This is a genomic window from Mesorhizobium sp. M7A.F.Ca.AU.001.01.1.1, from assembly GCF_004022735.1.
Lineage (GTDB): Bacteria > Pseudomonadota > Alphaproteobacteria > Rhizobiales > Rhizobiaceae > Mesorhizobium > Mesorhizobium ciceri.
Window position 1 is genome coordinate 1 of the sequence record NZ_RZPF01001028.1, and the last position, 1,593, is coordinate 1,593.

The window sequence follows — 1,593 nt, forward strand, 5'->3', positions numbered from 1 at the left end:
GCGGCGAACTGGCGCAAGGCTCAGCCTAAGGCTTTGCCTGATCATTCGTTGTCGTTGGAGGGCACAGGGCGCGACCTGGCGCGTTGCCATGGCGACGATTTCGAGGTGCGCCAAGCGTGCCAGCCTTCTGGCAAGTCCGCCAACGCCTGGATGCTTTCGTCCCGCTGCACAACGTTTTGCAAGCTGACGATCATGATATCGCCTTCGTCAACAGGTCCGGTTTCGCTGTTGTGGAATTGCCAACTGCCGTCGTCATCGTCATGTGAGACGTATGTAATCCAATCGCCGCGGGTAACGACTGCCCTATCCACAAACACCGCGACATTGGGCGGATCCGCAAACTTCCATTCCTCCATGGGAATTCCCCAAGATGGTTGTTCGGCGCAAAAGAGAAAACGAATTCAAGCGGTTCTCACAAACCCGTCGCTGGCCCGCAACAGATTGCGCGTATAGTCCTTGGTCACGCGGCGCTCGACAAGGTCTGCCGCCGCCAGATTCTCCACCGCCTCGCCGCTTTGCATCACCATCAGCCGCTCGCACATATGGGTGATGATGGCGAGGTCGTGGCTGACCATCAGGAAGGTCAGCTTGCGGCGCTTGCGTACCTCTTCCAGCAGGTTGAGCACTTCCGCCTGCACCGAGGCATCGAGCGCCGAGGTCGGCTCGTCGAGCAGCAGGATCGACGGTTCCAGAATGAGCGCACGCGCGATCGCCACGCGCTGGCGCTGGCCGCCGGAGAGCTGGTGCGAATAGCGAAACCGAAAACCGTTGCCGAGGCCGACTTCGTCGAGCGCCCGCTGGATACGCTTTTCGCCGTCGGCAAAGCCATGGATGGCAAGCGGCTCCTGCAGCAGACGGTCGACGGTCTGGCGCGGGTGCAGCGACCCGTACGGATCCTGGAAGACCATCTGCACTTCACGGTAGAAGGCCTTGTCGCGGCGCGCGCCGAGCGTCTTGCCGTTGACGACGATGCCGCCCGATGCAACCGGCGCAAGGCCGGCGATGGCCCGCAGCAGCGTCGATTTGCCGGAGCCGGATTCGCCGACCAGGCCGAAGGATTCGCCCGGCTGCACGTCGAGGCTGACGCCTTTCAGTGCGCGAAAACGGTCGAAGATCACTTCCAGCCTGTCGACGGCAATCGCAGAAGTCATGCCGCCCACTCCGGCTTGCGGTCGAGCACCGGCAGCGGGTGGCGGTCGGCACCGATCTTGGGCATGCAATTGAGCAGGCCGCGCGTGTAGGGATGCTGGGCCTGGCCGAGTTCGGACGCCTTGAGCTGCTCGACCACCTTGCCGGCATACATGACGATGACGCGGTCGCAGAAGGACGAGACCAGGCGCAAATCGTGCGAGATGAAGATCAGCCCCATGCCACGCTCACTGACCAGCCGGTCGAGGATGCCGAGCACATCGAGCTGCACGGTGACGTCGAGCGCCGAGGTCGGCTCGTCGGCGATCATCATTTCCGGACCGGCGATCAGCATCATGGCGATCATGGCGCGCTGGCCCATGCCGCCCGAAACTTCATGCGGATGCAAATTGAAGACGCGAGAGGGATCACGGATCTGCACCGCCTCCAGCATGGCCAATGCAC

At 62.6% G+C, this 1,593-nt stretch carries 3 protein-coding genes; all 3 read right to left on the bottom strand.

Annotated features, from left to right (window positions below; genetic code table 11):
- Window positions 1-41 precede the first annotated feature (41 nt).
- A complete protein-coding gene (locus EN884_RS35395; RefSeq protein WP_063169981.1) occupies window positions 42-356 on the bottom strand; it encodes a hypothetical protein in 315 nt (104 codons plus the stop codon).
- Between the two features lie 45 nt (window positions 357-401).
- Window positions 402-1,151, bottom strand: coding sequence for an ABC transporter ATP-binding protein (locus EN884_RS35400; RefSeq protein ID WP_013527922.1), 750 nt, complete (start codon window positions 1,149-1,151; stop codon window positions 402-404).
- Window positions 1,148-1,593: ATP-binding cassette domain-containing protein (locus tag EN884_RS35405; protein WP_164895403.1), on the bottom strand; the 446-nt coding region annotated here is incomplete at its 5' end. The genes EN884_RS35405 and EN884_RS35400, both read right to left, overlap by 4 nt.